General features: G+C 73.0%; 17 protein-coding genes and 1 pseudogene. 4 read left to right on the plus strand and 14 right to left on the minus strand.

Features of this window, described 5'->3' with window-relative positions; all coding sequences use genetic code 11:
• Nucleotides 1-88: 88 nt before the first annotated feature.
• On the minus strand, nt 89-646 hold the full coding sequence (locus tag ACTWQA_RS04020) for an MFS transporter (protein WP_443157935.1): 558 nt from the start codon (nt 644-646) through the stop codon (nt 89-91).
• Nucleotides 647-692: 46 nt separating this feature from the next.
• Nucleotides 693-1,217, minus strand: a pseudogene (locus ACTWQA_RS04025) (MFS transporter); the annotation flags it as partial.
• Here ACTWQA_RS04025 and ACTWQA_RS04030 point away from each other — a divergent pair.
• Nucleotides 1,183-1,764 (plus strand): hypothetical protein, encoded by a 582-nt coding sequence (locus tag ACTWQA_RS04030; RefSeq protein WP_443157936.1) that lies wholly within the window; start codon nt 1,183-1,185, stop codon nt 1,762-1,764. The pseudogene ACTWQA_RS04025 and the gene ACTWQA_RS04030 overlap by 35 nt on opposite strands.
• Nucleotides 1,755-2,102 (plus strand): ArsR/SmtB family transcription factor, encoded by a 348-nt coding sequence (locus ACTWQA_RS04035; RefSeq protein WP_443157937.1) that lies wholly within the window; start codon nt 1,755-1,757, stop codon nt 2,100-2,102. The genes ACTWQA_RS04030 and ACTWQA_RS04035 overlap by 10 nt, the downstream gene beginning before the upstream one ends.
• 32 nt (nt 2,103-2,134) lie before the next feature.
• Here the strand turns inward: ACTWQA_RS04035 and ACTWQA_RS04040 are convergent, their stop codons facing one another.
• From ACTWQA_RS04040 to ACTWQA_RS04060, 5 genes are all read right to left on the minus strand, one after another.
• A complete protein-coding gene (locus ACTWQA_RS04040; RefSeq protein ID WP_443157938.1) occupies nt 2,135-3,301 on the minus strand; it encodes a pectate lyase in 1,167 nt (388 codons plus the stop codon).
• Nucleotides 3,302-3,558: 257 nt separating this feature from the next.
• Nucleotides 3,559-7,977 (minus strand): HAD-IC family P-type ATPase, encoded by a 4,419-nt coding sequence (locus ACTWQA_RS04045; RefSeq protein ID WP_443157939.1) that lies wholly within the window; start codon nt 7,975-7,977, stop codon nt 3,559-3,561.
• A gap of 185 nt (nt 7,978-8,162) precedes the next feature.
• A complete protein-coding gene (locus ACTWQA_RS04050; protein ID WP_443157940.1) occupies nt 8,163-8,504 on the minus strand; it encodes a histone-like nucleoid-structuring protein Lsr2 in 342 nt (113 codons plus the stop codon).
• Nucleotides 8,505-8,955: 451 nt separating this feature from the next.
• Nucleotides 8,956-10,140, minus strand: coding sequence for a MalY/PatB family protein (locus ACTWQA_RS04055; RefSeq protein ID WP_443157941.1), 1,185 nt, complete (start codon nt 10,138-10,140; stop codon nt 8,956-8,958).
• Nucleotides 10,137-10,616, minus strand: coding sequence for a mycothiol transferase (locus ACTWQA_RS04060; protein ID WP_443157942.1), 480 nt, complete (start codon nt 10,614-10,616; stop codon nt 10,137-10,139). The genes ACTWQA_RS04055 and ACTWQA_RS04060 overlap by 4 nt, the downstream gene beginning before the upstream one ends.
• A 93-nt stretch (nt 10,617-10,709) precedes the next feature.
• On the opposite strand from ACTWQA_RS04060, the gene ACTWQA_RS04065 reads away from it, so the two are divergent.
• Both ACTWQA_RS04065 and ACTWQA_RS04070 read left to right on the plus strand, forming a co-directional pair.
• Entirely contained in the window at nt 10,710-11,261 is a 552-nt protein-coding gene (locus ACTWQA_RS04065) for a CGNR zinc finger domain-containing protein (protein ID WP_443157943.1), read from the plus strand.
• Nucleotides 11,262-11,346: 85 nt separating this feature from the next.
• A complete protein-coding gene (locus ACTWQA_RS04070; RefSeq protein ID WP_443157944.1) occupies nt 11,347-14,409 on the plus strand; it encodes a rhamnogalacturonan lyase family protein in 3,063 nt (1,020 codons plus the stop codon).
• A gap of 89 nt (nt 14,410-14,498) precedes the next feature.
• Here ACTWQA_RS04070 and ACTWQA_RS04075 read toward each other — a convergent pair whose 3' ends face one another.
• The 7 genes from ACTWQA_RS04075 to ACTWQA_RS04105 are packed head-to-tail and all read right to left on the minus strand — an operon-like array spanning nt 14,499 to nt 24,955.
• The gene (locus ACTWQA_RS04075; protein WP_443157945.1) at nt 14,499-15,854 is read right to left on the minus strand and encodes a glutamine synthetase family protein; all 1,356 of its coding nucleotides are present in this window, start codon (nt 15,852-15,854) and stop codon (nt 14,499-14,501) included.
• A 1-nt stretch (nt 15,855) separates the two neighbouring features.
• Nucleotides 15,856-17,640: an IucA/IucC family protein gene (locus tag ACTWQA_RS04080; protein ID WP_443157946.1), complete on the minus strand. Its 1,785-nt coding sequence runs from the start codon at nt 17,638-17,640 to the stop codon at nt 15,856-15,858.
• On the minus strand, nt 17,637-18,833 hold the full coding sequence (locus tag ACTWQA_RS04085) for a hypothetical protein (protein WP_443157947.1): 1,197 nt from the start codon (nt 18,831-18,833) through the stop codon (nt 17,637-17,639). Before ACTWQA_RS04085 ends, ACTWQA_RS04080 begins: the two co-directional genes overlap by 4 nt.
• Nucleotides 18,830-20,197, minus strand: a complete 1,368-nt coding sequence (locus tag ACTWQA_RS04090) for a lysine N(6)-hydroxylase/L-ornithine N(5)-oxygenase family protein (RefSeq protein ID WP_443157948.1) — start codon at nt 20,195-20,197, stop codon at nt 18,830-18,832. The genes ACTWQA_RS04085 and ACTWQA_RS04090 overlap by 4 nt, the downstream gene beginning before the upstream one ends.
• Nucleotides 20,194-22,062, minus strand: a complete 1,869-nt coding sequence (locus ACTWQA_RS04095) for an IucA/IucC family protein (protein ID WP_443157949.1) — start codon at nt 22,060-22,062, stop codon at nt 20,194-20,196. Before ACTWQA_RS04095 ends, ACTWQA_RS04090 begins: the two co-directional genes overlap by 4 nt.
• Nucleotides 22,059-23,573 carry a pyridoxal phosphate-dependent decarboxylase family protein gene (locus ACTWQA_RS04100; protein ID WP_443157950.1) on the minus strand — a complete coding sequence of 505 codons (1,515 nt, stop codon included), beginning with the start codon at nt 23,571-23,573 and terminating at the stop codon, nt 22,059-22,061. Before ACTWQA_RS04100 ends, ACTWQA_RS04095 begins: the two co-directional genes overlap by 4 nt.
• A complete protein-coding gene (locus ACTWQA_RS04105) occupies nt 23,570-24,955 on the minus strand; it encodes a diaminobutyrate--2-oxoglutarate transaminase (protein WP_443157951.1) in 1,386 nt (461 codons plus the stop codon). The genes ACTWQA_RS04100 and ACTWQA_RS04105 overlap by 4 nt, the downstream gene beginning before the upstream one ends.
• Nucleotides 24,956-24,990: the final 35 nt, after the last annotated feature.

Here is a 24,990-nt window from a genome sequence, read left to right on the forward strand (position 1 = left end):
TGCGTTCCCCGGCCGATGATGTGAATGATCTTTGCGCGGTCGGTAGAGACATTTGTGCACTCTTGACCGGTGAATGCCCATCTGTCGGTCAGCGTACGGCCGACGTGGCGATCTCCTCCTCACCGCTGCGGTCGGGGCGAAGCCCAGGCGCCAGGCACACGGTGACCAGGACCGAGGCCGCCGCCATCGTGGACATGGCGGGGGAGGGAGAGGTGTATTGAGCGAGGGCGCCGGCGAGAGCGGCTCCGACGCCTTGCATGGTCATCATGCCGGAGGAGTGCAGTCCCAAGGCTTGTCCCCGTACGTCGGCGGGAGTGAGCGCGACCAGCCGCTCCTGGAGCAGGAGGCTGGCCGCATACCCGATGGAGGCCAGCGTGATGGCCACTGCCGCCATCGGCAGCCCGGGACGCAGGATGAAGATCAGGTAAGGAACGGCCAGCAGCAGCCGCAGGGGTGCGGCGAGCCGCTCCCGCCACCGGGCCGGGACGAACCGGCCGATGAGCACGTCTCCGGTCAGCATGCCGAAGGCGGCCAAGGCGAACAGCAGGCCCGCGTGCTCCGGCGCGTACGGCACGAAGAGCGCCTCGCAGCCGACGATCAGCCCGTTCGGCACCCACAGGGCCACGTAGACGTACCGGCGAGGCACCGATCGATGACCACAGCCGGACGTTGTTGCGCCACGTGGCGGCGACGGACGGGCGGCCGGAGGCGCGTGCCGGCCGGCGGGCCAGCCCCATGGACGCGATCAGCGCGGCGGCCAGGTCGAGGATCGCCGCGGCGAGCAACGTGCCCTGCGGGGACAGGGCGTTGACCAGCAGGCCGCCGAGGGCGAACCCCACGATCTGCGTGATGCCCACCGACATGTTGAGCACGGATCGGCCGAGCAGGTAGCCCTGCCGCGGAAGGATCTCGTTCAGCAACCCGAAGCGCACCCCGCCACCCAGCGAAGCGACCAGCCCGAGGCCGAACAGGACGGCGAAGAGCGCCCACACCGGCAGGCCGGGGATCGCCATCACGGCCGTTCCGACCCCGAAGGCCGCGGCCAGGGCGGTCAACGCGGCGCGCGGCGGCAGCCGATCGGCCGCCGACATCAGCGCCGTCGCGCCGATCACCTGGGCGAAGGAAGCGCCGAACATGCTCAGGGCCGACAGGAGCGGCGACCTGGTCGCCGCGTAGACGAGCGTGCCCAGAGCCAGCCCGCTCACCGTGGAGGCCATCGTCTGTACGGCGGAGGCGGCGAACAACGGCGTGAACTCCCCTCTCGCCGAGACCACCGCCGGCTTGCTGACCTTGGCGAAGGGCGTGGCCGCGCATCCGGGAGAGCGTGCGTGGCTCGATGCCCACCTGCCGGCCTACCAGCGCCGGCTGTCCGCCGACCCGGTCAGCGCGCTGCTCGTGCGTGCCGCGCTGGGCCACCGCTGGATCGCCGACTTCCTCGTGCCCACGCCCGCCGGCGACGGAGAGGCGACGTTCGAGGACGAACCGGAGCACATACGTACGACTCCCAGCAAGATCGTCCACACGGACCTGACGGTGTCGCTGGGCGGGCCGCTTCCCGCCGCGCTGGACCGCACCGATCTGGCCGAACGTGCCGCCGACCTCCTGGCGTGGGTATGGCGGCAGGCGATCTCGCCTTACTGGCCGCGGCACTGGATGACATGCGACCGGGGATGCGCTGGCTGGGCGAGGGCCGGCTGCAGATCAACGCACACGACAACCCGCCCAGGGAGCTGTCCGGTGCTCAGCTGCTGTTCGTGCCGGTGACCCCGAGCTGTGGGTGGGTCAGCTGGCACCTGCCCCTCCGGTACGCCGTGATGTACCCGTGCAGGGGCGCCCTCGCCGAACAGGACCGGTTGCCGGTGCCTGACGCCCTGGGCAGGTTGCTGGGGCCGGCCCGGGCGGGCGTGCTCGTTCTTCTCGACAGCCCCAAGAGCACGACCCAGCTCGTGGCGCTGACCGGCCAGGGGCTCGGGTCAGTGGGCCGCCATCTCAAGATCCTGCTGGATGCCCGCCTTGTCCGGCGGCACCGCATCGGCCGGTCCGTCTTCTACTCCTGGACGAAAATCGGCGAGGCCTTGATCGAGGGCCAGCGAGACGACTGACGCCGGCGGGCACGGCGGCCCGCCGTCGCCGGCTACCGGTAGGTGAGGTCGGATGAGGAGTAGATGCAGTTGGTGCCGTCCGCTCCGGTGCCCACCTGGGTGGGCTCGTCGCCGGTGTTGTTGCCGTTGTACTTGCGGCAGATCACCATGGCCCGGCTCGGGTCGTTGACGATCGTGATCCCGGTGAACCGGGCCGTGTCACCGTAGTTGACGTTGACGCCGGCCACCGTGTTGCCCGGACGGGTCAGCGTGACGTTCCGGATCACTACGTTCCGCCGATACTGGGTCGAGCAATTGCCGCACGAGCGGTAGAACGTGCCGAAGTTGCTGGCCTGGAAGTTCTGGACGGTCAGCGTTCCGGGGCCGTTGTGCTGGAAGACCTTGTCGCCGGCCGACCGGGCGCCACCACCGTCCACGAGGAAGGCGGGCGAGCCGCTGCCGCGGAACGTGGCCGCGTCCTCGCCGACGTCCTCCCACCACACGTTGCGCAGCGTGCAGGGGCCGGTGCAGTGCACGCCGTCGCCGGCGGGCGCGCCGATGATGACGTTGGAGAGCGTCGCACCGGGGGCGAGCCGGAACATCGGGTCCTGGCTCTCCTCCTGGCTGCCGTCGCCGATGCAGCAGTAACGGCGCATGCCGCCGTCCAGGCCGCTGGCCGGCACCTCGACGGTGCCGTTCACGCCGACCTGCCCGGTCGGCGTCGGCCAGCCCGGGGTGGGCGGTGGCTGGCTGCCGGCCTCGAAATCAAGGTAGTCGAGGTTGGGGAGGCCGGCGGCGGTGGTCGGGTTCAAGCGGATGGTGTTGCCGCCGGCGTTCACCGAGACGGTCACGGTCTTGGTGACCCAGGTCGACCACGCGCCGGTGCCTTCGAACGACGGGGTCTGCACGGTGGATCCGTTGACGATCAGGCCGGCGGGCCGCGCCGTGGTGGTCCCGTTGGCGAACCGGATGCCCAGCGTCGCGGTGCCGGCGACGGAGGCGTTCACGGTGAACTGGGCGTAGGCGCCGGAGGCGTTGTTGCCGTTGCAGAAGCCGCTGCCGGAGTAGCCGGCCCAGTTGGAGTCGATGGTGCCGGTGCAGGTCGCCGGCGAGGTCTCGGCCTCATAGCGCGTGGGGGCGGCCTGCGCGGCCGAGGGTGAGAGTGCGACGAGTACGCCGGCTAACAGGCCGGCGCACGCGATGACGGCTTTGAAGCGCATCGTTCGTCTCCGTGGGGGCTCGTCGTAGGCGCCTACCCGGGGCTGGTAAGCGCTTTCCGTGGGGTGAGCAGAGTTAAGCACCCGCCACCGGGCGTGGAAAGGCGTCATGCGGCGACCTCCTCGCTACGGCGCGCCGACCCCGCCGGGAGCGGGCAAGTCGGGCGAGGTCACGGGTGGCAAGGCGGCTGAGAGAGGGAGGACTGTCCTCGGGTTGTGCAGGTGAAACTTTCACGAGAGGCGATGCGCTTGAGGGGCCTTCATGCCTCGATGGGCGCTTCGGTCGAGGGCTCAGCGATGAGGAACGCGGGTGTCCACCGGCTGAGCGCGGCGCCGAGGACGCTCCCGGCAGTGGCGCTGCCGAGGACGATGCTCCAGCCGATCGGCCCGAGCGGGGTGCAGCCGAAGAAGCGGCTCACGATCGGCGTTTGGATGACGGCGGCGAGCACGGCGGCCGAACTCAGGCCGGCCGTCAAGACGTTGCGGTCCAGGCCGCCGGTCAGCAGGGTCTGGCCAAGCTGGGTGCCGACCAGGGCCGCGAGTGCCACGGTGGAGGCGCGGCGGGAGCGGCCGGTGAGGCGGGCGGCGAGCCACGCGCCGCCTGCTCCGGCGGTGGTGGCCAGGGCCCGGGTCGTCATCTCCTGGGTGAGCGGCTGGCCGAGGGAGATGTCCGGGCCCTCGCGGAGCAGGTGCGCGACGTCGTACCTGCTGGGCGGACGCAGCGCGATCGCCAGCGCCGGCGCGAGGTCGGTGAGCAGGTTGACCAGCAGCAGCTGGCGGGCATTGAGCGGGGATCGGCCGGTCAGGGCCGTGCCGAGCACGGTGAAGGCGATCTCGCCGAGGTTGCCGCCCAGCAGGATGCCCAGCGCGTGCCGTACCGACGACCACATGGCGCGGCCCTCCACCAGCGCCTCGATGATCGTTTCCAGCCGGTCGTCGGAGACCACGAGGTCGGCGGCGGCCTGCGCGGCCGGGGTGCCGCGGCGGCCGAGCGCGATGCCGACGTCGGCCAGCCTGATGGCGGCGGCGTCGTTGGCCCCGTCGCCGGTCATCGCGACGACCTTGCCCTGCCGCTGGTAGGCCTGGATGATGCGGACCTTCTGCGCCGGGCTGCACCGGGCGATCACGTCGATCTCCGGCAGCCGCCGGTCCAGCGTGGCGTCGTCGAGCCGGTCGATCTCCGCCCCGGTGATGATCTGGTTGGGTTTGTGTCCGGGGTTCATGGTCGCCGCGATCGCGTCGGCCGTCGCCGGGTGATCGCCGGTGATCATGACGGTCTGCACACCGGCTTCGCGCAGGTGCTCGACCGCCGGGGCCGCGCTGGTGCGCACCGGGTCGGCGAGCGCGAGGAAGCCGAGGAACACCAGGTCGCGGATCGCGTTCTCGTCGACCTCGTCCGGCGTGATCGCCATGCGGCGCTCGGCTACGGCGAGCACCCGGTGGCCGGCTCCGGCGAGCCGCTCGGCCAGCTCCGTCATGGCCGCGCGCTCACCGTCCGTCAGGTCTCGCTCGGAGCCGGCCAGCAGGCGCCGCCGGCAGCGGGACAGCACGACCTCAGGTGCGCCCTTGACGCTGAGCAGGATGTCCTTGCCCGACCGGCCGAGGGTGGCGTGGAAGCCGCGCGACGGCTCGAACGGCAGCACGAGGACCTTGTGCCAGCCGCGGTGCCCGGTTCCCGGCCGGATCCTGGCCCGGCGCGCGCACTCCACGACGGCGCGATCGGTCCGGTGCGCCAGGTCATGGGGATGCCGCGCGTCCGGGCTGGCCCGCAGCGCCGCCGCGACCACGGCCCGGCACGGCTCGTCCAACGACTGCGGCGGGCAGCCGTGGGCGCCGTCGTGAACCTCGCGCACCGCCAACCGGCCTTCGGTCAAGGTGCCGGTCTTGTCGAAGCACAACACGTCCACCCGCCCCAGAGCCTCGATGGTTCGCGGGTTACGCACCAGCGCGCCGAGGTCGGCCAGCCGGCGGGCGGCGGCCAGCTGGGCGGCGTTGACCAGGAACGGCAGCCCTTCGGGCACCGACGCGATCGCCAGGTTCACCGCCGCGCCCAGACTCTCGCGGACCGACGTGCCGTGCAGCAGCCCCGCCCCGACGACCGCGGCCCCCGACCCCAACGCCACCGGCAGACTCCGGCGGGTGAACCGGCGCAGATGGACCTCGACGCCGGTGGTGGGCGCGCTCTGCCGGGCGGCCGCCATGCTGCGCCCCACCTCGGTGTCCGCGCCGGTCGCCACGACGACCGCCACGGCCCGGCCGGCCGCCAGCGTCGTGCCCTCGTACAGCATGGAGCGGCGCTCGGCGACCTCCGCGGCGACCACCGGGGCCGGGTCCTTCGCCACCGGCAGCGACTCCCCGGTCAGCGACGACTCGTCGGCCTCGACCCCCTCCGCCTCCAGCAACCGGCAGTCGGCGGGGACGACGTCGCCGGGACCGAGCCGGACCACGTCGCCCGGCACAAGCTGCTCCGCGGTGACGACACGGTGGATGCCGTCGCGGCGGACGGTGGCCCCGACCGCGGATCGCGCCATCAGGTCGGCCAGGGCACGGTCGGTGCGTACCCGCTGCACGGCGCCGGTCAGCGCGGACAGCCCGGTGACCCCGGCCACCAGCCCGGCGTCCACCAGCGATCCGACGACCGCGCTCAGCGCCGCCCCGCCGGCCAGGATAGGGGTCAGCGGATTGGCCAGCTCTTCCATGAACGCCGTGCCCAGGCTGGTGCCCAACGGCTCCAGGCGACCGCCGGCCCGCCACCGCCGTCGTGCCTCGTCGCCGGTCAGCCCGCCGTCGGTGGTGTCGAGCCGGCGCAGAACGGCCGCCGGCGGCATCAGGTGCCAGGGCGGGCGGGCGGCGGCGCGCGTGGGCGTACGCGTGTGCAGGTGATGGGCGCGCCAGACCCCGTCGAAGAAGCTCAGCGCCGCGCCGGCGTTGACCGCCGCGATGCTCCGCGCGGCCGGCCGCGCCGGCCCGCCCTCCAGCGCGGCCACCGCGCCGATGCCGGTGGCCGCCTGCGCCAGCATGATGCAATCGCGGTCCACGCAGCGAGCCGCCGCCACGGCCTCCACCAGCAGAACCACTGTCCCGAGCTCCGATCCGACCAGCACATGCGCGCCCCACGGCGGTGGGGAGCCGTCCTGGTGCACGCCGATGCCGCAGTCCGCGGCGCCCAGCGCCCGCCGATCGCCGGAGATCATCATGACCGCTCCGCCGTCGGCCTGGAGCTCGCGGACCGCGGCGGTCAGGCCACGGGAGCGCTCCACCACGGCGTCGGCGTAGCCGGGCCGCGCCCGCTGGTCGTCGGTGGCCAGCACGATTCTGAGGCCGGCGCGGCGTGCCGCGCCGATCACCGCGTCGAGGCCCGCCGCGGTCTGTCTCTCTGCCGCCATCACGGCATCCAGCCGCCGGCCCCTGGCCAGGCCGAGGACCACCTCGGCCCGGCCCTTGGCCAGCCGCCGCCGCTCCCGTGCCCCGGTGCGGCCGCGCAGCTCCAGCTCCTCGACCGGCCCCAGCACCCACTCGCCAGAACGGCGGACGGTCCGGACGTCGTCGGGTGCGAACAACGCGAAACCGGCCTCGGCCACCTCGCCGGCGTCCACCCCGGCCAGCGGGACCAGGTCGGTCAGCTCCCACCGATTCGAGCGCAGGGCGACTTCGTCCAGCATGAGCGTGTCGAGGCGGCCCAGCAGACGCAGCACCGCCCGGTCCATCACCAGCGCGCCGCTCCGTGCCAGCACCGTCCCCAGGTGGGAGGCGAACGCGGCCCGTCCGGCCTCGGTCGCCTTGGGCAGCGTGGCAAGACCCACGGCCGCCGCCCGCCGCCACCCCACCAACGGCGTGGCCGCGGGCACCGCGGCCGCGCCGAAGGCCAGCACCCGCCGCTGGTAACGCTCCACCGGGCCGTCGGGCAGCCGGCACGGGCGCTCGACCACCACGGGATCGGCTCCGGCGTGCTCGGGACCGCGGATGAACCGTGGCTCGGCCTCCTGCCACGCCTGCTGAGAGGCCCGGGCCTCCTGCCACTGGCCGATCCGCTGGGCGACGTCCAGCACCACGCCCGACCCGCCCGCCGCGAGGGCGTGCGTCAGTCCGGCGGCCATGGAGACCAGCGATTCCGCCCGCTCCTGCCCGTGCAGGTGGTCGGCGGCCACCTCACGCAGTCCTGGATGCAGCGAAGCCGCCGAGATGAGACCGGCCAGCTCGGTCGGCAGCGGCGCCCACGGCGCCAGCCGGGTGAGACCGGACAGGGCCAGCGCGGCCGTGTCGACGGCCAGGTTCGGCAGCGCGCGGGTACGCGCCGGGCCCTCGGCGGGGTGGTGCAGCTCCTCCTCGGCGATCTCCTCATCGACGTTGATCGGAGCGGACTCGGCCTGCGCCACCAGAGCCACCAGCTCCCGGCGCGGCGGCGGCGGGTCGGCCAACGCGACCACCACCCGGCACGCCGGGGCGTTCACCCGAGCCCACAGCACCCCCGGATGCCCCTGCAGCGTACGCTCCACCCGGCGCGCCACGCGGGCGCCGCCCGGGCCGTGCACACCGTGCGTCTCGATATGCAGGCGACCGGGGCACTCCCACACATCCCGCGCATCGCGCTCCCCACCCAGCAGCCAGCCTGCCACCCCGGTGACCAGACCCACCGCGCCAGAGACTGGGGCCGGTGCCCGCAGCCCCATCAACGCCATGTCTCTCCTTCCCGCACGTTCTGTGTCTGCTAGTGCCCGAGCCGGCTCTAGTCATGCCAGGGTGTCGTCGCGGGTGGAGACATCGTTCACGGAACGCTGCACATGCCAGGGGAAGGTTGGCTGAAATGCCCGGTTCTTCGCACCCCGGCTGCGCGCCGGGGTGCCGGCCGGAGCGAGTCGCTAGGTCAGTGGGCGTCCTCGTACTGCTTCACGACGCTGGCGGCGATGCGGCCACGCTCGCTCACCGGCAGACCTTGCTCCCTGGCCCACCGCCTGATCTCAGTGGACTTCTCACGGCTGATGGCCCGGCCGGTGGCGGCTGCCCCACGTCGCCCGCGAACGCCCCTGTCGGCGCGGACCGGGCGTGCCTTGGTGATGAAGACGGCGAGGGCTTTCTCCAACTTCTCCCTGTTCTGACCCGACAGGTCGATCTCGTAGGTCGTCCCGTCGAGAGCGAACGTTGTGGTTCCGTCGGCGTCGCTGCCGTCGATGTCATCGATAAAGGATTCCACGATGCGCTTCACCATGATGTTGCTCCAATTACGTTATGGTTGCACGTACTGTAGCGCCCTTCAGTACATTATGCATCGGCTGGAGCCTGGCCTTCGAATCATGAGCTCCACGAACTGGCCCTGGACCGCAAAGCCCTTCACGCCTGCATTCATGAGCCCGGACAGATACTGGTCGCTGATGTGGTCATCCACCCTAATCTTCCGGCCCAACGGGGGTCTCGGCGATTGAAGTCACGCGGTAACCCTCCCGAAGTCAATGGCGATGAGATCGGTTGTGTTGAAGGGGAATTCAACGCTTGCTCAACTGTATCGGCATTGACGGGCTTGCTGTGGGCGTGCGGGAGACCATGAAAATTGCGGTACGCCCGTTCGGGACTGTCGTGTCGTTTGCCCTGAGCGCTCGAGGCTTGAACGACGCGGCATTCGCCAGAACGGCCGTCGCCGCTCTGTGCGTGGTCCGAGACGGTCAGGACGGGACGGTCAGGACGCGGTCGAGGATCTCCGTGAGGTTGGACGTGCTGGTCGCGAAGTTGAGCCGGGCGAACGCGGCGGTGTCGACCGTGGTGTGCTGGGAGAACTCGGCTCCCTCGCTGAGCTTGACCCTCGCCAGGCGTTCGAGGTGTTCGGCGGGTGCGGCGGTCCCGATCGGGCTTGCCGTGAAGTCGAGCCAGCTCAGGTAGGTGCCCTGCGGGGAGTGATAGCGCGGATCCCAGGGCAGCGTCGCCGCCCACTCCTCGACCAGGCGCCGGTTGCGCTCCAGGGTGCTCATCAGGGCGGCCAGCCAGTCGTCGGAGCGGCGCCAGGCGGCCACGGTGGAGACCCGGCTGAGGGTGCTCGGCGTTCCGAAGAAGTCGAGCGGGGCCCGGTCCAGCGCGTCGCGCAGCCGGTCGGGGCCGATGTGTGCGACGGCGCAGCGGAGCCCGGCGATGTTGAAGGCCTTCGTCGCCGAGGTGGCCGTGACCGTCCGCGCGGCGGCCGTGCCGATCGTGGCGAACGGCACGTGCCGGTGCGGGGCGAACACCAGATCGGCGTGGATCTCGTCGGCCAGCACCACCAGGTCGAGGTCCTCGGCCGCTGTGGCCAGGGCACCCAACTCGGCGGGCGTGAAGACGCGGCCGGTCGGATTCTGCGGGTTGACGACCACCAGCATGCGGCAGCCCTGTTCCCGCAGGTGCCCGGCGAGCCCGTCGGTCTGGAAGCGCCACCCCGTCTCGCCGCGCGTCATGGGCAGCGGCACGATGCGCCGTCCTGCCCGGGCGATGCTCGCCAGGAACGGCGGGTACGCGGGGACGTGGATGGCGACGCCGTCACCCGGCTCTGTGGCGTACTCGACCATGACCTGGAGAATCTGCAGCAGGTCGCTGAACACCCGCGCCCGCCCGGGCTCCGGGCGCCACCCGTGGCGAGTGATCATGCGCTCCTCGAACGCCTCGATCACCGGGTCCGCATCCGGCCAGTACGGGTAGCCGAAGTCGGCGCGCCGCGTGACCTGCAGGATGCTCTCGCTGACGGCGGGCGGGACGCCGAAGTCCATGTCGGCCACCCATGCCCCGATGGTGCCGTGGGGCAGGGAGCCCCACTTGACGCCGTGCCCGGAGCGCAGCCGTTCGACGTCGATGGCCTCGAACAGGTCGGCGGGCGGGCGGTTCACGACGTCACCGCCGTGTGCCGCCCGGCGAGGATGGCGTCGCGCAGGATCTCCATCTGGCCGTGGTGCTGCGCGAGCTCCTCATAGACGTGCAGCAGCGCCGCCCCTTGGGTCAGCTCCCGGTCCGGGCCGAGGAAGCCCGCGGGCGGTGTGCCGCGCAGCGGTGCGGCGGGATCGGCGGCGTGCACGTCCTCGGCGAGCCGGGCTCGTACCGCTGCCACCCTGTCCAGCAGCGGGCCGACGGGGCCGGTAGCGGCGAACTCGGCGTCGCGATCGCGGACGACCTCCCGTCCGGCCACGAGCTGCCCCGCCCAGTACGACACCACTCCCAGACAGTGGGTGAGCAGCGCGTACGGCGAGTTGGCGCCGGGGAGCGGCGGCCTGGTGTTGGCGAGCCGGTCGCCGAGACCGGCGACGATGCCGGCCATCCCGTCCAGGGCGCGGTCGACGTAGTAGAGGTAGTCGTCATCGGTGATCACATGTGGCTCCTGCGCGAGATCGGGGGTGCGGTAACCGGCTTAGTAGGTTACGCAAGATTGCGGCAGCGATATGTAACCTGTCAAGATGGTGTCGTGAGCTTCATTTTCGTCAGCGGCAACCTCGCTCTCGACTTCATGGGCACGCTCAAATGGCGGCGCACCGAGCCGGAGGAGCTCCTGGCCACCCCCGCCGATCTCGGCCGATGGGCCGTCGAGGCCGGGGTGACGAGCGAGGAGCCGGCCATCGACGCCGCGGATCTTCGGCGGCTGCGCACGTTGCGGGAGGCCGCCTACCGGCTCGTGACGACGGCCATGGACGGCCGTCCCTGGCCCGAGGGCGATCTGCGCGTCGTCAACCAGGAGGCCACCGGAGCGCCGCCGCGGATGAGGCTGACCCCGGCGGGGCTCGTTCGTTCCGGAGACGCGGGCGCGGTCGCCTCGAGTGTGGCCCGCGCGGCGGCCGAGCTGCTCGGCGAGCTCGGCGAGCTGCGCATCCGCGAGTGCGCCCTGGAGGAGTGCACGCGCATCTTCATCGACCGCTCCCGGGGCGGCAACCGCCAATGGTGCGGGATGGAGGAATGCGGCAACCGGGTCAAGGTCGCGAACTACCGCTCCCGCAAGCACAAGGCCGCAGAGATTAGTTGAGACGACTAACCAAAAAAAGGCTTGGCAAGCGCTTTCCCAAGCCGGTAAAACGTTTCGATACGATCACTCGGCTAGGAGCACGCCTGTGAGGCTCATCTTGATCGCCGTGACGGCCTTATCCGTCATGGCGCAGCCGCTGTCGGCCACGCCGGCCCTGGCGGCGCCGCTCGACCCGGCGAACGGCCTGAGGTTCGACTTCGGCTCGACCACCAGCCCTCTCGCCGACGGGTACACCCGCGTCGCGCACACCACCCTCTACAGCGCCGAGACCGGCTTCGGCCTCGACCGCGCCGCCGGCTACCGGGACCGGGGCACCGCCGACCCGCTCACCCGCGACTTCACCGTCTCCGGCGAGTACGGCTTCGCCGTGGACGTGCCCAACGGCGAGTACGAGGTCTCGGTCGTCTCCGGCGACGCCATCGCGCCCAACGTCACCTCGCTGTCCATCGAGGGGGCCGGTCGCGGTGTCATCACCGCCGCCACCGGCGCGTACAGCACCTACACGGGCACGGCCGCGGTCGCCGACGGCCGGCTCGACCTGGCCTTCGGCCGCGACGGCCGGGTCAACGCGGTCCGCATCGGCCCGGCCACCGCGCCCACCGGGCTGCGGGTGGCGGGCATCACCGCGAGCGCGACGCCGGCGGTCACGCTGGCCTGGAACGCGGCCGGGGCAGCGGCGGGCTACGAGGTCTACCGCGCCGAGACAGCCGCGGGGCCCTGGCAGCGGCTGGGTGCCAGCGCGGGCGCCGCGACCACCTACACCGATACCACCGCCGAGCTGGGCCTGACCTACACGTACGCGGTGGCGGTGCCGGGCGGGACGCTGGGCGCGCCACTGGCGGTCGAGGTCAAAGACCCTTCTGCGGCCGCGCCCGCCGCGACCCAGGGGCTCGCCATGGTCGCGGCGACCACCGAGAAGGTGATCCTTCGGTGGAAGGAGAGCGAGGGGGCGCTGCTCTACCACGTCTATCGGGACGGAGTCCGCGTGGGCGTGACACGGGAGCCCGGCTTCGAGGACGAGCACCCGCCCGCCGACCGGCACGCCTACCGGGTCCTCGCCGCCGGGGCGGGCGGATTGTCGGCCTCCTCGGCCACGCTGACCTCGCCGATCACCCGCTACCCGCTGCGCCGCATGGAGCGCCTGGATCGCGGGCTGGTGGCGGTGCCCACCAGCGAGGGCACCCTGGTGAGCTGGCGGCTGCTGGGCACCGACCCGGCTCAGGTGCGCTTCCGCCTCTATCGCGACGGCGAGCTGATCGCCGAGACGGACAAGACCAACCACGTGGACGCGGGCAAGGGCGCCTACAGCGTCGCGGCGGTCGTCGACGGGCGGGAGGGGCCGAGGTCCGCGCCGGTGCGGCCGTGGGCTCAGCCGTACCTGGACATCCCCCTGGACAAGCCGGCCGGCGGCGTCACGCCGAGCGGCGGGACGTACGACTACCGGGCCAACGACGCCTCGGCCGCCGACCTGGACGGCGACGGCGCCTTGGAAATCGTTTTAAAGTGGGATCCGTCCAACTCCAAGGACAACTCCCAGGGCGGCTACACCGGTGAGACGATCTTCGATGCGTACGAGCTGGACGGCACCCGCCTGTGGCGGATCACCCTGGGCCGCAACGTGCGCGCCGGCGCGCACTACAGCCCCTTCCTCGTGGCCGACTTCGACGGGGACGGCCGCGCCGAGTTCGTGGCGCGCACTGGCGACGGCACCGTGGACGGCGCGGGCACGGTCATCGGCGACGCGACCGCCGACTACCGCACCTCGAGCGGGCGGATCGTGTCCGGGCCTGAGTACCTCACGGTCTTCGACGGGCTGACCGGCAAGGCGCTGCACACCGAGGACTTCCAACCGGCCCGGGGCAACATCGCCGACTGGGGCGACAGCAGCGCCAACCGCTCCGACCGCTTCCTGGCGGCAGTGGCCTACCTGGACGGCGAGCTGCCCAGCATCGTCATGACCCGCGGCTACTACGCCAAGTCCATGCTGGCCGCCTATGACTGGCGGGACGGCAAGCTGACCAAGCGGTGGATCTTCGACAGCACGGACAACCCCGGCTACGGCGGCCAGGGCAACCACAACCTGTCGGTCGCCGACGTCGACGGCGACGGGCGCGACGAGATCGCCTATGGCGCGATGACCCTGGACGACGACGGCACCGGGCTGTACACCACCCGCCTGGAGCACGGCGACGCCATGCACCTCGGCGACCTGGATCCCGGCCATCCCGGCTTGGAGATCGTCGGTGTGCACGAGCACACCAACATGCCCTACGGCCTGGAGATGCACGACGCCGACACCGGCGAGATCCTGTGGGGCGTGCGGACGGGGCAGGACACCGGCCGCGGCCTGACCGGCGACATCGACCCCGCCCACCCGGGCGAGGAGGTGTGGGCCTCCACCGGCGCCGGCCTGCACACGGCCACCGGCCAGACGCTCTCGTCCAAGACCCCGGCGATCAGCAACACCATCTGGTGGGACGGCGACCTGTCGCGCGAGATCCTCGACCACACCTACTCGGCCGACCTGGCCGCGGGCGTGCCCACCATCGGCAAGTGGGACCCGGCGGCCCTGGCCACGGTCAACCTGCTGACCGCAACCGGCACCTACTCCAGCAACACCACCAAGGGCAACCCCTCGCTCCAGGGCGACCTGCTGGGCGACTGGCGGGAAGAAGTGCTCGTGCGGACCGAGGACTCCACGGCACTGCGCATGTACGGGACGCCGTACCCGACCGAGCACCGCTTCCCCGCGCTCATGCACGACCCGGTCTACCGGCTCGGCATCGCCTGGCAGAACGTCGGCTACAACCAGCCGCCGCACACCGGCTACTTCCTCGGCACCGGGATGGCCGCTCCGCCCGCTCCCTACCTCAGCACAGGAGCGCCCGTCCCCGCCCAGCTCACCCTGCACGGCGACCGGCTCGCCGTGCACGTGAGCGGCCGGATGCTGCCCGGCACGATCCGCGCCGTCGCGGACGGCAAGCTGGTGGACCTGCCGGCGCGCCCCCTGGAGACCGGCGAACTGGCCGTCGACGGCCAGGCCGTCCGAGACGCCCTCACCGGCTACGCTGGCACGGTGTCGGTCACGATCACCGGCCACCTGACCGACGGGCGCACGTTCACCGGGACGGTCAAGGTGCGTCTCTAGTCCTGCGGCCGGCAGAGAAGACCCGGCTCCTCGCGAGCCGGGTTTTCCGCCGCGCGAGCCGGTGCAGCGGTCCGGGTTCGCCGGAACACCTACAGCCGTTCGAATCCGCGTACGCGCTCCCAGTCCGTGACCGCCGTCTCGAAGGCCGCCAGCTCGGCCCGCGCCGCCTGGGCGTAGTGGCCGAGCACCGCGTCGCCGAAGGCCTTGGCCGCGATCTCGCTGGTCTCCCACCGGTGCAGGGCCTCGGCCAGCGTCGTGGGCAGGCGCGGCACCGCGGGGTCGGCCAGCGCGTTGGCGGCGTGCGGGGGCGGCAGGGGCAGCCGGTTCTCGATGCCGTGCAGTCCCGCGGCCAGCACCGCGGCCACGGCCAGGTAGGGGTTGGCGTCCCCGCCGGGCACGCGGTGCTCGATGCGCAGCGACCCGCCCGCGCCCACCACGCGGATCGGGCAGGTGCGGTTGTCCCTGCCCCAGGTGATGCCGGTGGGGGCGAACGCGCCCGGCCGCAGCCGTTTGTACGAGTTGACGTTCGGCGCCATGAGCAGCGCGAAATCGGGCAGGCAGGCGAGTTGCCCGGCCACGAAGTGGCGCATCAGCTCCGACATGCCGTTGTCGTCGTCACCGGCGAAGACGAACGAGTCGTCCGTGCCGGAGCTCGCGCGCAGCGACAGGTGGATGTGGCAGGAGTTGCCCTCGCCTTCGTCGAACTTGGGCATGAAGGTGAGCGCGACGCCTTCCTGGGCGGCGATCTGCTTGGCGCCGTTCTTGAAGAACACGTGTTTGTCGCAGGTCGCCATGGCCTCGTCGTACCGGAAGACGATCTCGTACTGGCCCGCGTGGCACTCGGCCCGGGCGGTCTCCATGGTGAGCCCGGCGCGGATCATCTCGCGGCGGACGCGGCGCACGACCGGCTCGATGCCGGCGAGCCCTTGGAGGGAGTAGTCGACGTTGTAGCGGGTGCCCGTGCGCAGGCCGTGGTAGCGGCGCTCCCAGGCGTCCTCGTAACTGTCGCGGAAGACCAGGAACTCCAGCTCGGTGCCGGCGTACGCGGCCAGCCCGCGCTCGGCCAGCCGGTCGAGTTGCGTGCGCAGCACCCGCCGCGGGGCCACCTCGACCGGTTCACCGCCCGGCCAGGTGGCGTCGGCGATGACGAGCGCGGTTCCGGGATCCCACGGGAGGGGCCGGAGCGTGGCGGGGTCGGGACGCAGGACGAAGTCGCCGAAGCCCGTGTTCCACGCGTCGATGGCGTAGCCGGGCCCGGTGTCCATGTCGACGTCGGTGGCGAGCAGGTAGACGCAGGCGCCGAAACCCTGCCGGGCCGCCTCGTCCAGGAAGTACGGCACGGCCAGGCGGCTTCCCTGCAGCCTGCCCTGCAGGTCGGGAACGCTGACGATCACCTCCTCGATCCGCCCTGCCTCGGCCTCGGCACGCAACCATTCGTAGGTCATGTCAGCTCACCTTCGACAGCGGGTTGGGCACGGTGCCATGGACGACGTCGAAGCCCTCGTCGCGCTCGGCGCGGTCGTGGAAGCCGCCGCCGAGCAGCTGCTCCCGGTTGAGCGCCACGCGATCGAACTCGGGCGCGAACAGCCCGAACGCCTCGAACCGGTCCGCGAGCTCAGGGAAGCGGGCGTGATACCGCTCGATCTCGGCGCGGACCAGGCCCCAGAACTCCGCCTCCGGCACGCCGAGGTGCTCCTCGGCCAGCGGGGCGAAGAACCGGAAATGGCCGGCGAAGACCGCGCTGAGCAGCGAGTGCGCCAGCTCGCCCGGGGGCCAGCGCAGCAGCACCGCGTCGGCGCGCGGGGACAGCCCCGCGTACTCGGGACGCTGCTCCGGCAGCAGGTTGACGTCCTCGGCGAAGTCCTTGACCGCGACGCCGAGGGGAATGTCGGCGGCGTCGTAGAGGATCACGGTGTTCTCGCCGTGGGGGCAGTACGCCACGCCGTACCGGTAGAGGTAGTGCAGCAGGCCGGGCAGCAGGGCGGCGAAAAACCTGGCGAGCCACGCGCGGGCGTCGAGCCCGGAGCGGGTGACGAGCTCGGCCGCCAGCGCGCGCCCGTCCGAGCCGACCTTCAGCAGGGCCGCCATGGTCCTGGCCCGCTCGCCGTCGCGCAGCAGCGCCGCCACGGGCTCGCGCCACACCGCGCCGAGCAGCTCGTGGTAGCGGTAGGGGGCGTCGTGGACCGCGTCGTACAGCGGGTGGCGCACGGCGACGGAGGCCACTTCGCCGAGCGGGTGAAAGCGCAGCTCGTCCCGCAGGTACGGGTCCGCGTCGCGCAGCGCGTGCAGCCAGGCCGTCACGTCGGGCGCGGCCCGGGTCGGCTCGGTGGACAGCCCCCGCCACACCAGCGTGTTACGGATGGCGAGCGGCACCTTGACGTTCCTGCGCCCGGGATCGTCCAGGTTGGCCAGGGTGCGGATGGACTGCAGCGGCCGGTAGCGGTCGGGGCCCTCGCCGAGCAGGACGATCCGGCCGTCGGCCAGGTAGGGGGCGAAGAGGGTCTCGACGGCCTCGTCCCAGTGGAAGGGGTGAACGGGCAGCCAGACGTACGCGGATGGGTCCGGCATCACGTCCGACGTGCCCGAGTGCTGCAACAGGTCTTCGAACCGTTTGCGAGTCTCCTCATCCAGCTCCTCGGCCAGCAGCGTCTCGGCGTCCAGCCCGGGCACGCCGGAGTATTCGGCCAGCGAGGGGTGCACGGCCGCCCACAGCAGCCGGACGGCGCCGGCCGACTCGGGGGCGTAGGCCGCGGCGTCGGAGGCGGCGAAGCCCAGTCTGCCCTTGTTGAGCAGCATGCAGGGATGGCCGTCCTGGTACGCCTCCAGCTCCAGGTGGTCCAGATCCGCGAGCTCGGCGGCGGTCCGGGCGCGGGAGAGCAGCTCCGCCTCCGCCCGCCGGGTCGCGGTGAGCTCGCGCAGCACCTCGGCGGTGGTGGGGCCGTCCCAGCCGAGGACCGTCCTGGCGTCGAGCAGCAGCCGCTCGGGCTCGGGCGCCCCGTCGCCGGGGTGGCGCCGCACGGTGCCGTCCACCAGCCGCCAGGTCCCGAACGTGCCGCGGGCCGCGCGGAACGTCCAGCGGACGCCGTCGCCCAGCTCCAGCCGGTAGGCGTCGGGGCCGGCCGCGGGGTCGGGCACCGGGCGGAGCAGCTCCTCGTAGGCGAACTCCTCGACGGCCTTGGTGAGCAGGCGGCGGCCGGCCTGCTGCCAGGTGTCGCGGGTGAGGCGGTTCATCGGATCTCCTCGGAGTACATGAGAGCGGGTTGCGGCCGGGGGAGGGGGACACGTCGCAGAGACAGGCCGGTGGCGAGCAGGTGGACGGCCGCCGCGACGGCAAGGGGCAGCGCGAGGTCGTACGAGACCGCGGCCGCGGCGGCCACCGGCGCGGCCAGCAGGCCCGCCGACCGGGCGGTCTCCACGGCGGTGAAGGCCGGACCCGCCGTGCCGGTGGCCCGGAACGCCCACAGCTCCACGGCGACCTGCCCGACGCCCAGGCCGACGCCGAACAACAGTCGCCCGCCGGCCAGCCCGGGCAGCGAGGACGACAGCGCCTGCCAGGCCAGCCCGGCGGCGGCCACCGCCAGGGCCAGCGGCAGCAGCCGGTCACCGAGCAGGTCGTGGCAGCGGCGCACGACGGGCAGCACGGCGAGCGCGGCCACGCTCGGCAGGAAGAACAGCACTGCGGACCCGGTGGAGCCGCTGCCCAGGTCGCCGGCGAGCTCCGTGAAGAACGGCCGCGCCACGTTGACCGAGAAGTCGAACGCCACGCCGATCAGCGCCGCCTGCGCCAGCATCGCCAGCCCGCCGAACCGCCTCCAGGCGGCAGCACCTCCGCCGCCCGCCGTACCCCTGCCGATGGGGGCGCGTTTGCCCAGCACGCGGTAGGTGAGCACGGCGAGGAGCACGTCCAGGAGGGCGAAGGCGGAGATGCCGACCCGCGGCTCGGGCAGCGCGAGCACCCCGGCCCCGACCAGCGTCGCGGCCACGGTCGACAGGTGGAAGACCACCACGATCGAGCAGATCCCGGCCAGCCTGGCCCGCTCCCCGCCCGACGGATCGGCGTCGTGCTCGGCGATGAACGCCGGGTAGGCCAGCAGCAGCGCGCTGTTGGTGGTCACGATGGCCGCCGACAGCACCGTGTACGCGGCATAGCCGGGCGCGAGCCCGAGCAGCAGATCGAGCACCGCGGAGCCGCACAACCCGGCCAGGACCAGCCGGTGCAGCGGCCACCGCCGGGCCGCCAGCCCCCACAGCGGCAGCGCGGCCAGCCCGACGATGCGGCAGATCCACAGGTAGAGGCCGGTGGCGCCGGGCTCGTCGATGCCGTACAGCCGCTCGAACAGCTGCGGCAGGAAAGGGGTGAGAGACGTCTCGGCGACCAGGTGCAGGCCGATCACCGAGATGAGCACGACCTTGGCACGGCTCACCGCAGCGAGCCCACCGAACGTGGCGCCGCGGGCTCCGGCAGGCCGGCGGCCTCGGGAGCACGGGGCGCGCCGAAGGTCGTCCAGGCCACCCGATCGGGGACGGGCAGCACCGTGCGCCCGGCCACCGCGTTGAGGATGGTCGCGGCCCGCCACGCGCCGAGCGTGAGGTCGGGCGTCCCGACACCGTGGGTGTGGAGCTCGGCGTTCTGGACGTAGAGCTCGCCGGACACCCGCGGGTCGAGCGCGACCCGGTAGTCGCCGTCGACCTGGTAACGGTCCTTGCCGTCCCAGTCGACCAGGTCGGACAGCGGCTCCAGGAACGCGGGGCGGGCCGCCGCGTAGCCGGTCGCCGCCACTACGGCCGAGGTGTGGATCTCGAAGACCGCGTCCTGGGGGCTGTGCCGGCAGGTCAGCGTGTAGCCGCCGGCGTCGCCCGTGGTGGTGGCGGTGACCGCCAGGACCTCCGCACCCGGGTGCAGCGCGGCCGGCGGCTCGGCGCCGCCGATGGTCCGCTCGTACAGCTCGTCGTGGATGTCGGCCAGCGTCTCCGTGCTGACCCCCTTGTACAGCTGCCATTGCTCGCGGACGAGACGTTCCCGTTCGGCCTCCTCGAGCCCGCGGAAGTACCGGATGTAGTCTGGGGTGAAGTGCTCGAGGCCGATCTTCGAGTACTCCATGGGGGCGAACGCCGGCGTACGGGCCAGCCAGCGGACGAACGGCCCCCCGGAGCGCAGCAGGTCGAGCACCACCTCCGCCCCTGACTGGCCCGCGCCGATCACCGTGACGTCGGGCGCGGCGGCGAGCCGGTCCCGGTGGGCGCGGTAGCCGGCGCTGTGCAGCACGCGACCGGCGTGCGCCTCGGTCATGAGCGGGCGCAGCGCCGGGGGGACGACCGGCTCCGTGCCGACGCCCAGGACGACCTTCCTGGCCAGGACGCGGGAGACCGCCCCGGCAGCGGACCGGTACGTCACCGCGAAGGCCTCGGCCGCCTCGTCCCATTCCAGCCCGGTCACCCCGGCGTCGAAGCGGCAGGAGGGCAGCCGCTCGGCGACCCAGCGGCAGTAGTGGTCGTACTCGCGGCGCGGAATGTGGAACCGCTCGGAGAAGAAGAACGGGAACATCCGGTCGTGGTGCCGCAGGTAGTTCAGGTACGACCAGGGGCTGGTCGGATCCGCCATGGTCACCAGGTCGGCGAGGAACGGCACCTGCAGCACGGTCCCCTCCATCAGCAGGCCCGGGTGCCAGGAGAAGGCACGCCTGCCGTCCAGGAACAGCGAGCGCACCTCCGGCACGCCGTCGCAGAGCGCGGCCAGAGACAGGTTGAACGGGCCGATGCCGACTCCCACCAGGTCGTACGTGGTCACCGCTGCACCTCCGAGAGAGGGTTGGGAAGGTCGATGTAAACGGACTGGGTGTGCACGTCCCCGACGAGCTCGTCACGGCCGTCCACGCAGGTCAGGAAGTTGCCCTTGCACCGCAGGGCAGGCGCGTCGAGCAGCAGGTCGAGCAGGCCCTTCGCGCCGGGCTCCGCCGCCCGCAGCCGCTCCAGCGCGGCACGCAACACGCGCAGCAGGTCGCCCTCGTCGGCCAGCCCCAGCGCGCCGAACGCGCCCACCAGGCCGAGCAGGTTGTTGATCCCCAGGTAGTAGGCGACCCGCTCGTCCACGAACTCGTCGTCGAAGACCAGCTCCAGGCCGTCGGCCAGCTCGGGCAGCAGCCGCTCCAGCTCCTCCGCCCTGGAGGCGGCCACGTAGTAGCCCTGGCTGTCCCGGTACCAGCCCGCGCGCGGCAGGCCGTCGCCGTCCAGCGCCACCAGCGTGTTCTGGTGGTGCGGCTCCAACGCGATGCCGTACCGCGCGTGCAGCCTGATCAGCGGCACGGCCAGCACGTCGAGGTAGCGGGCCAGCCAGCGGGCCGACGCCTCGGCGATCGAGACGCCGTGCGCGCGGGCGAGGCGTGCCGTGGCGGCCGACAGCAGCGCGCGGTGCCGGGGCGGTGTGCCGTCACCCGGACCCGTGCGCTCGGCCAGCAGCCCGGCCACGCACTGACCGTCGCCGAGGCCGCCGCGGAAGGGGTTGTCGCGGATGGCGGTCTCCAGCCCGGTCTCCGGCCCGCCGACGCCCGCCGAGACCCAGGCGAAGTCGCGCAGGATCATGAACTCCGGATGTTCGGCGCGCAGCCACTCGCCCGGGCCGGCGGCCAGCAGGCGGGCGGCCCGGACGCCGAGCCGCAGCTCGCCGCGCAGATTGTTCCTGCGCGAGTTGGTGATCCGCATGCCGAGGGAGAGCTTGAGCATCACGCCGGCGTCCGGGCGATGCACGGTGCGTACCGAAGAGGTCGGCTGCCACGCCGGCCCCGCCGCCCCGAGCGGTCGCAGCAGCCCCGCCTCGACCAGCGCCGCCACCTCGGGACGGCGCAGCACCTCGCGCGCCTGCCACGGATGGGCGGGGACGGGGACCATGCCGTCGGGGAGCTCCAGCCCGGCGGCGAGGCCGCGCAGCAGCTCGGCCGGGGACCGCCCGTCGGCGCTGTCTCCCACGACGACGGCCGGATCGGCGGCGAACCAGTGCAGCCGGAACGCGCCGCGCAGCTCCGGCGAGTATGCCTCCAGCTCCCCGTCGGACGCCTCCTGCCTGCTCTTGGGCGCCGGATGGAACGGATGCCCCAGCAACAGCGCCTGCTCGGCCTCGAGAAACGGCGCCGGCGCCGCACCGCCCTCGGCCCGCCGCCGCGCGAGGAACGTCCCGGTACGGCGGGCCGAGTCCAGCACCCGGGCGACGGCGTCAGACCCGAGGTGATGCGGCAACCGCCGCCGCACGACCGCCTCACGGATGGCGACCGCGGCCACGAGCGCGGCATCGGCGGAGATCGGATCGGCGGAGATCGGATCGCCGGAGACTGGATCGCCGGCGACCGGATCGGCGGAGACTGGTTCGCTGGCGACGAGCGCGGCGCCGGCGGGTGGCGGCTCGGCGATGACGCGCGGCTCGCCGAAGCGGTGCCAGCCCGTCGCCGACCGGTAGCGCACCGGGACGCTCAGCCGCACGCCGCTGGCGGGGAAGCCGAGCACCAGCTCCCCGCCGGCCGCCGGGACCGGGATCGCCGTCTCGCGCACGTAGGCACGCAGCAGCGTCTCCATCGCCGCGGCCGCACCCGCGTGGAAGGGGTCGGAATGGTCGAGGGGGTCCGGGCCAAGGGGCGCACCATGGGGACGCCCGAGATCGGTCACAGCGCCGCCTCCTCGGCCTCGCCGGCCGCGGCGACCAGGTGGACGAGCCGCTCCACCTCGGTGGCCGTCGCGTGCGGGTTGAGCAGGGTGAGCTTGAGCCGGACGCGGCCCGGCCCCTCTCCGGGCAGCTCGGTACGGCCGACGACGGCGCGTCCCTCACGGAGCAGGCGGCGCCGCAGCCCGGCGTTCACCCGGTCCGCCGAGGCGGGATCAGCGGGGAGATACCGGAACAGGAAGGCCGTCAGCACGGGGTCGGCGTGCAGCTCCAGCCGGGGGTGGGTACGCACCGCCGCGGCCCCGGCGCGGGCCAGGTCGTGGCAGGTGTCCACGAGGCGGCCCAGGCCGTCCCTGCCCAGGGCGGCGAGCGTGACGGCGATCTTGAAGGCGTCGGGGCGGCGGGTGGTGCGCAGGGAGAGCCCCAGCAGGCTGGAGTAGCCGGCGCCCTCGTCGTCGGCCGGGTTGAGGTAGGCGGCGCGCCGGGCCAGCGACGCGTACGTCTCGGCCTGCCGCACCAGGAAGACCCCCGCCGCGGCGGGTTGCCAGCCCAGCTTGTGCCAGTCCAGCGACACCGAGTCGGCCCGTTCCAGGCCCGCCAGCAGCGGGGCCAGCCGGTCGGAGAGCAGCGCGCCGCCTCCGTAGGCGGCGTCCACGTGCGTCCAGGCGCCGTGCTCGGCGGCCAGGGTCGCGCAGGCGTTCAGCGGGTCGATCGCGCCGGTGTCGGTGGTGCCGGCCGTGGCGACCACGGCCAGGGGCAGCTCGTCCTGCCGGACGCACTCCTGGAGCGCCTGCGCCAGCGCCTCGGGCCTCATCCGCAGCTCATGGTTGACGGGGATGGTCACGACCGCGTCCTCGCCCAGGCCCAGCAGGGCGGCGGCGCGCCGTACCGAGAAGTGGGCGGCGGCGGAGGCGAAGATCCTCGCCTGCGGCGCGCCAGCGGGCAGACCGGTCCGCTCGATCCTGCGCCCGCTCGCGCGCCCCAGCACCCGGTCCCTGGCCAGCATCAGGCCCATGAGGTTGGACTCGGTGCCGCCGGAGGTGAGCACGCCCGCGGCCGTGGACGGGTATCCCACCAGCTCGGCCAGCTCGCCCAGCAGCAGGGTCTCCAGGGCGGTGGTGGCGGGAGCCTGGTCCCAGGAGTCCTGTGACGGGTTGAGCGCGGAGATCGCCAGGTCGGCGGCCACCGCCACGGCGAGCGGCGGGCAGTGCAGGTGCGCGGCGCAGGCCGGATCGGCCGGGTCGGCGCTGCCCGCAGCCACCAGCGTGGTCAACCGGCGCAAGGCGTCGTCGCCGCCGTCCGGCTCAGCGAAGGCACGACCGGCCCGGAGCCCGCTCGGCTCGGTGAGGGCGCGGGCGACTCGTGCGAAGAGCTCCTGGGGGGTGCCTGCGGGGATCGGCCCGCCACGCCGTGCCGCGCCCTCGGCCAGGGCCTCCAGCACCGTACGCACCATCGGCTCCAGGGCGGCGGCGCCGGAGACGCCGCCGGACAGCGCGGGCGCGAGGGCGGCGGTCATGCCCGCTGCCCCGTGAGGCGGGGAGCCGTCACCTCGGCGATCGCGTCGGCCAGCCGGTCCAGAACGGTCTCCGCCTGCTCGTCCGTGATGATCAGCGGCGGCAGCAGCCGGACGGTGGAGTCGTGACGGCCGCCCAGCTCCACGATGAGGCCGCGGTCCAGGCACGCGGCGCGAACCTCGGCCGCCGTACGCGGCGCGGGCGGGCGGGCGCCGCAGGAGTCGGGCTCGCCCTCGGGATCGACGAGCTCGACACCGATCATCAGGCCGCGCCCGCGGACGTCGCCAATCACGGGCAGCTCGCCGCGCAGCCCGTCCAGCCGGGCCGTCATCCGGGCGCCGACCGCGGCGGCCCGCTCGGCCAGCCCTTCGCGGGCGACGTACCGCAGGGTCGCGGTCCCGGCCGCCATGGCCAGCGTGTTGCCGCGGAACGTTCCGGTGTGCGCGCCGGGCCGCCAGCCGTCGTAGTCCTCGTGGTACACCACCACGGCCAGCGGCAGGCTCCCGCCGATGGCCTTGGACAGCACCATCGCGTCGGGAAGCACCCCGCTGTGCTCCACCGCCCAGAAGGCGCCGGTGCGCCCCACGCCGGTCTGCACCTCGTCCACGATCAGCGGGATGCCGCGCTCGGCGGTGATCCGGCGCATCTGGCGCAGCCAGGAGTCCGGGGCGGGCACCGCGCCGCCCTCTCCCTGCACCGCCTCCAGGATCATCGCGGCCGGCGGCACCACACCGCCGGAGGGGTCGTCGAGCAGCCGTTCGGTGTACGCCGCCGACAGCTCCGCGCCCCACTCCCCGCCGACGCCGAACGGGCAGCGGTAGGAGTACGGGTACGGCAGGCGGGTCACGTCCGCGGCGATCCCGGCCACCGGCTCCTTGACCGCGACGCTGCCGGTGACGGCCAGGGCGCCCGCGGTCATGCCGTGGTAGGCGCCGGTGAAGGCGAGCAGCCCGCGGCGGCCGGTGGCGGTCTGCATGAGCTTCAGCGCCGCCTCCACCGCGTCCGTTCCCGCGGGCCCGCAGAAGTGCACGCGCGCGTGGTCGGCGAAGGCGGGAGGAAGGGTGGCGAACAGCGCTTCGGTGAACTCGTCCTTTTCCGGCGTGGCCAGGTCGAGCACGTGCAGCGGCGCCCCGCTGTCCACGGTGCGCCTGATGGCCTCGACCACCACCGGGTGGTTGTGGCCGAGCGCGAGGGTGCCCGCGCCGGACAGGCAGTCGAGGTAGCGGCGGCCGTCGGCGCCCTCGATCGTCATGCCGTGCGCGCGTACCGGGACGACCGGGAACGAACGGGCATAGGTCCGCGCCGAGGACTCCCGGTCGCGTTGCCGCCGCAGCACGGCGTCGATGCCGACAGCGGGGTCGAGGTCGGTCGGATGCAGAGTCATTCAGGCTCCGGATGGCAGAGATGGACGACGGTACG

Origin of the sequence: Nonomuraea sp. 10N515B (assembly GCF_052245915.1) — a bacterium.
Lineage (GTDB): Bacteria > Actinomycetota > Actinomycetes > Streptosporangiales > Streptosporangiaceae > Nonomuraea.